Origin of the sequence: Bacillus salitolerans (genome assembly GCF_042680805.1) — a bacterium.
Classification (GTDB): Bacteria; Bacillota; Bacilli; order Bacillales; family SA4; genus Bacillus_CJ; species Bacillus_CJ salitolerans.
This window is the reverse complement of record NZ_JBHUEM010000019.1, coordinates 1-6,308: the sequence shown is the minus strand read 5'-3', so window position 1 is coordinate 6,308 and position 6,308 is coordinate 1. Positions and strand designations below refer to the sequence as shown.

6 protein-coding genes are annotated in these 6,308 nt (G+C 31.2%); all 6 read right to left on the bottom strand.

Annotated elements, in window-relative coordinates:
• Window positions 1-176 precede the first annotated feature (176 nt).
• The 6 genes from ACFSCX_RS11610 to ACFSCX_RS11585 all read right to left on the bottom strand — a co-directional run bounded on the left by ACFSCX_RS11610 (window position 177) and on the right by ACFSCX_RS11585 (window position 6,145).
• Window positions 177-356: a hypothetical protein gene (locus ACFSCX_RS11610; RefSeq protein ID WP_377928401.1), complete on the bottom strand. Its 180-nt coding sequence runs from the start codon at window positions 354-356 to the stop codon at window positions 177-179.
• Between the two features lie 430 nt (window positions 357-786).
• A complete protein-coding gene (locus ACFSCX_RS11605) occupies window positions 787-1,812 on the bottom strand; it encodes an ABC transporter permease subunit (RefSeq protein WP_377928400.1) in 1,026 nt (341 codons plus the stop codon).
• Entirely contained in the window at window positions 1,799-2,689 is an 891-nt protein-coding gene (locus ACFSCX_RS11600) for an ABC transporter permease subunit (RefSeq protein ID WP_377928399.1), read from the bottom strand. The genes ACFSCX_RS11605 and ACFSCX_RS11600 overlap by 14 nt, the downstream gene beginning before the upstream one ends.
• Before the next feature lie 17 nt (window positions 2,690-2,706).
• Complete coding sequence (locus tag ACFSCX_RS11595; protein ID WP_377928398.1) at window positions 2,707-3,180, bottom strand: hypothetical protein; 474 nt, start codon at window positions 3,178-3,180, stop codon at window positions 2,707-2,709.
• 869 nt (window positions 3,181-4,049) lie between these two features.
• Window positions 4,050-5,456 carry an HD domain-containing protein gene (locus ACFSCX_RS11590; RefSeq protein WP_377928397.1) on the bottom strand — a complete coding sequence of 469 codons (1,407 nt, stop codon included), beginning with the start codon at window positions 5,454-5,456 and terminating at the stop codon, window positions 4,050-4,052.
• A gap of 200 nt (window positions 5,457-5,656) precedes the next feature.
• The gene (locus ACFSCX_RS11585; protein ID WP_377928396.1) at window positions 5,657-6,145 is read right to left on the bottom strand and encodes a dihydrofolate reductase; all 489 of its coding nucleotides are present in this window, start codon (window positions 6,143-6,145) and stop codon (window positions 5,657-5,659) included.
• Between the last annotated feature and the right edge of the window lie 163 nt (window positions 6,146-6,308).

Here is a 6,308-nt window from a genome sequence, read left to right as displayed (position 1 = left end):
GAGAAGTTCTTGTCCGCACATAACTGAAATCTAATGAAAAAAGTGAAATCGATGACACGATTTCACTTTTTTTCATATAGAGAAGCTAGTTATGTCCCAGCCTCATTCTTATTCCACATTCGCCCTGTTACTTCAATAAAATTAAATGATAGGAATCCAGTAGAGAACCATGCTTTTTATAATTGTCCTCCACCCCCACTGCCTTTGTTATCTCCCATAATATAATTTGAATCTTCTCCCGGTTTTGCATTAGGATTCGTTGAAATGTGAGGATTATTTTTTATTTTTTTATTTTTCCTATCTATAAAAAAGGCAAAAGTTAACACAACCAAGACAAGCGCTATAAAAATCCACATTATAAACCACTCCTTCTCTCTAACAATACAACATTTTTGCAATTATTTACATAATTACCCATTAGATATGGAAACAAATAGAATGGCACAGACATTGTCAATGCTTTTCCTCTGACTTGAATTCAACTCTCGCCCCTGATAGCCATTCATGAAACGAAATAATCTTCTGACAATGAAAATGTTGTACTAGAACCGTCATTACTGATTCTGCGGGCTGAGAGAGGAAGGTCGATAAACTATGGTGTCATTAGAGCCCATCCGTTGGTCTGACTCCTTCGACCACGGTGCACCACTGTAGTTTTTGCGAAAGCAATTATCGTAGATTAATCCATTCTGGTTGTTGCACCAACAAGAAGAGTTTCGTATCCTCCTGCTTGATCAGTGATTCTTCCATTTTTCACAATATCACGCTTTCGTTTAAATATATGCCTTAGACATCATATTTTTGGTTACGTACAAATGAAAAATTTGCTGTATCTACATCATGTACATTTAGATATTCCTTATCATCTTTTAAAACCCTAGAAGTCGTTTTATTTATATTCTTTTGTTCTATTAGGTCATTAGTAATTACGTTAACACATATTATTACGATCATAAATGCTATTAGTGGTGCTATCATTATCCAAGGAGCTAATAAGAGTTCTCTAAAGCTCGTTCCAATAAGACCAGACCATTCATTTGTTATGGTTAACTTATCATATACACCTTCTTCTATCTTTACTCTCCTAGATCCGCCTAAAAATAAATCTAATAATCCCAGATGAATCAGTAATATGAGTACCTGCCCTGATTGCTGAGAAAACAAAACTATCAATGTTTGTTTAATATGTGGGAACAAATGCTTCTTAAACATATGCAACTCTGAACCTCCAAGGATTTTTGCTCCGTACATAAATTCTTCTTTACTAATCCTATTTAGTTCATCAGCTATTAATAAAGTTAAATTAGGTAGTGCTAATATTATGAGTATTGCCATCTGATAAATAATAATTTGAATAGTACTTAAACGATTAAAACCATCTATAAGAAAGGGAGAAATCAAAATAAATGCTATTAATACCTGAGGAAGGGAATAAAATCCTTCAAAAAAACTAACGAAATACTTCCTACCCTTTTCAAGCTTAAATACATAAAAGTGACATAATACTCCTAATATGAACGAGATTAATATTCTTAATAATGCGATTATAAAAACTGAAAGGATTGTATATTTTGCTCCATCTATAATTTTATAAAAAATATTATAACCATACCTATCAGTCCCAAACGGTGGGACAATAGAAGGTGGAAATGGAATAGACGCTATTAGTTGATTTTCCTCGTTATATTTTAAAGGGTCTTGTGCTTCTAAGAGGGTATGAAAAAAAAGTGTGAACATAATACTTACTAAAAAAAACAAGAAAATAATTGATAAACAAATAATCATTCGGGGAGAATTTTTATATTTTTTCAACTGTCATTCCCCCCTTAAATATCAGTTTTATAAGCCACTCAATAATTCCTAATAAGATCTGTGTCGGTAGACATATAAGAATCAAGCCAACTGTTAGTACTTCACTATTTGCTGTCCCATATTTATACAAGAAATTAGTAATTCCATAAATATTAAAAATGTACTCTAACACAAAAAGATTTGAAAGCATAAAAACAAAATGAGAACGAAAATGAGATACTATTTTTAATAATACATTTCGAAGAATATGTATTAATATCACTCTATGAGAAGAAAAACCCTTTCCTTTTGCCAAAAGAATATAATTTTTATTTTTCTCTTCATTAATATATAAACTAACCATTTTTGTTAAATGAATTGTCGGAGCTATCGAGAGACATATAATTGGTAGTACGTAAGTTGGATTATCATATAAAGAAATGATATTAAATAGAAGAATGTCTGTTTTTTTATAAATGGCAATAATTAACAGCTGTAACAACACTATTATTAAGACATCCGGAGCTGAATTTAGAACTGTAATAAATGATTTGTAATATGCTGATAATCTTCTAGGTAAGATTACTTGTATATAGGATAATAAAACTGAAAAAATTATTGATAATATCAATGCTGATATAAGTATAGTTAAAGAATATAAATATGGACCTAACATACTTGGTAATAAAGTTCTCTCGACTCCACTTGCATAATAAGTTATCTCTAAAGGATTACTAAAGAAAAGTTTGATTGTTTCCACAATCTGGCCAAAATAGCCCATTAAATCTATGCGTATTTCTGAATTGAGAGTAAAGATTGCAGGTGATGAACCTAAAAAGATTAAACCAATAAGAGTTATAATACCTCTTTCTACAAAAGCAACAGATAGACGTCTCAACCCTCACCCTCCTTTACTTACTTAAAATGTGCTTCTCTATACATTGTTATATTTAATGGAACTACAACAACTTCCCAGGAATCTTCACCCGTATCACTCTCGCATCCAGTTAATGAGAACCCAATAGTTGAAATATCATAATTATCGCATGTATAGACTCCTTTTGAATTTAGTATGGAATTTGATTTATTAAAAATGAACTTATTATCAATCCTCATAACTTTTGACTTTTCAAAAGCACCGTTATTTGTAAAATATGAAATATTAAATTCATTAATGGATCCAGACATGAAATCCTTGATTTTCTCAAGATTTTCAACTTTAAACTCGTTCTCATATACTGAGCGTATTGGTTCACCAAAAAATTCAGCTATCACATCACCTGATTCAATTGCATCATCAATTGAATAGATTGGTTCATTTGTATTACTTGAACAACCACCGCTAAAAAATAAAACTAATAATAATGTAAAGAACATATTCTTTTTCAAAAAAAACATAAGTGCCTCCTGAAATTTTATTTATTTACTATATACGAACTTTATCTTTATGAAGTTTCAAAATATTGGATATTTTCAATACTACAAGATGAAGGACAAGGTAAAAAATAAAAAGATAGCAGATTACTGCTATCTTTTTATAAGACCTTATTACACTAAACGACTGGATAAAAAAACCAGCCGCAGCTAGTTACTTCTTATTCATACAAATAGGTAAGGGTTTGAAGTGATCGCTCCCTTTTCCCCTCGTTCACACCAGTACGTGCGACTTTCACCGCATACGGCGTTCCAACTAATTCAATTCGATTTAAAATATCTCACCCCTCAGGCTTAATAGAACTTCTTTGTTATTTTATTTGTACTTTTTATCACAACAAATGTACTGAACACACTTATTATTAAAGATAGAATGGATTTTAACCAAATATGGTCTGTGATAGCCCCTTCCTTAATATAAGCAAAAACCATTTCCCATTGTGAAACACCTTCTACAAATGAAAGTCTAAACCCCAGAAAAAGATATGATAATAATGAAAACGAACAAATGAACAATAAAATAATAATAATGGTTATAAAGATTTTTCGGATTAGAAGATTCTCCTTTCTCAAAGTCATCTGCTTCTATCGTATTCCAAGGTCAGCCAGATAAGAAAATAACTCTGGTTGACCTTTTTATATATGGTCTTTTTATAACTGTAGCCTTGGTAAAACGTAACTTTTCGTGGGACGTAGATCCCGTCAAGTAAACAGTTTTCCCTCTACTGTAGAAACATGATTGAGGCTGGTTGGGACATAGATCTCACATTTCCCCATCTTCATACTATATTAAGTGCTTATAGCAGAACTTGTCGAGCGCCCCTTTAATCCAACAAGGAAGTATTAATTTCTTGTTGTGCTTTAGAGGTTAGAGCATGATTTAACCAGTTGGAATTAACTGTAATGTTATTTGAAGTAATAACTTCAACAATGTCCATGTTACTAAGAACAAAATTTAAGTCTTTAGTTTCACCGTTAACTCTTGCATAGGACATCTTTTTAGCCAATGTAGTATTTAAATGGAATGCAAAATCAATTACTGTAGAACCTTCAGGTAATAATATAACATCCATTTTTGGCGTGAGGACGGTGATTTCTTTTTGTAATAATTCGTAGGTTATTAAGTCATAGAATTCAATAGGGTTATTTGTAATTGATTTTACCGCTTTTATTGAATCTTTTAATATTACGTTACTGATAGCCTTAATGTCTTCATTAGATAATTTTTTATTTAATAAGTTGAATATCCCTGTATCAACAAATTTTTTACTACTTTTGGCCTTAATTTCAAATTTCACCTCAATACCTTCAAATAGCACCTTAGTAATTAATTGGTTAGAATATAAGCTTTTTTTAATCGCTATATTGTCATTGAACTGGTTTGGTATTGGGTCAAACAATCCATGAATTAATCCAAGTGCAGTATAGCAGTTTAAAGTGGAATCTGTTATTACCTCAATTCTATATAGTTCAGATAATGAATTATCTTCTTGTAATAATGAATATGACTTATAAATAGGTTCTTTTCTCCAAGTAATTTTAATTGGCATAGCATTGATATTTCTCTGCATTAACTTTTTTGAAGCCCAATTTACAATATTAATAAATATATTTGTGTAATTGTCTAATATTTTGGAAATACGCTTATATTGAGATGGATTAAGATACTTAAATCCTAATTCCTCTAATTCTTCCTGAATTTTATACAATCCCAATTTCTCGGAAAGGGGGGAGAAAAAGACTAAAGTTTCATTTGCATATGACGCTTTCTTTTCAGCCCTCTTTACAGAAAGAGTCCGCATATTATGCAATCTGTCTGCAATTTTTACAATTGCTACTCTAATGTCAATGACCGAAGTTGAGAGCAGTTTTTCAGTATTAATTGCACTATACTCATCTTTTTCTAAGCTTCCCTTATCTACTTTTGTTAGCCCGTCTACAATTAATGCCACATTTGAACCGAAAATGTTTTCAATTTCCGAAAGGGAAACATTCGTATCCTCTACAACATCATGTAATAATGCCGAGATAAGAGTTGTTATATCAGCTTTGTATACAGTAAGAATTTCACATACAGAAATTGGGTGAATAATGTATGGCTCTCCCGTACCTCTCTTTTGACCCAAATGAGCTCTATCAGCATACTCAATTGCATTTACCAATAATTCTTGCTCTTTCAAATCTAAATAATCCGCTTTCTTTAGCAAAATATCTCTCATTTTACAAATCATTGTACAGTCTCCATATTTTTTTGGATAATTATAACATTTTAATCTATTAGATACACATAGTTATTGAACAAAACCGACCCCATAAAAATGGAATAGGATCTGCAGTTGCTGACCCAATTCTTTTACAATAAGGCCCCATAACTTTAATAAGAACTTATTATTTTATATAAAAAAACCATATATATTAAAATTGCTACCATTTAGACAGCTTTTTCATAAATATGAAAATAGTAAATATGAGGATTTTTATTGTCTGTTATTCCTTTTTCAACTGATACTTCTTTCCACTGACTATACTCCACTTCCGGAAAGAACGTATCTCCCTCAAATTCTTCATGAATATTTGTAATATACATTTTCACTACATATGGCATAAACATTTTATAAATCTCTTCTCCACCAAAGATGAAAATTTCCTCTTCATTTTTGCATAACTCAAAAACTTCTTCGATAGAATGAGCCATTTCGTAGCCTTTAAAAGATAACTCTTTATCCCTTGTTAAAACAATATTTCTTCTTTTGCTTAACGCTTTTCCAATTGATTCGAAATTCTTTCTACCTAATATAATTGGATTACCCATTGTTGTTTTCTTTACATATTCCCAATCTCGCGGTAATCGCCATGGAATATCATTATCTTTACCTATCACTCTATTTTTATCCATTGCCACCATTAGCGAAACTTTCACAAATAACACAACCTTTTTCTTAATTTTACCATGTAATTTCTCGTTTTTATTTAAAGTCTTTGTTCATACAGATAGGTAAAGGTTTGACATTATCTCCCCCTTTTCCCCCTGTTCACACCGTACATGCGACTTTCACCGCATACGGCGTTCCAACTAATCTAAT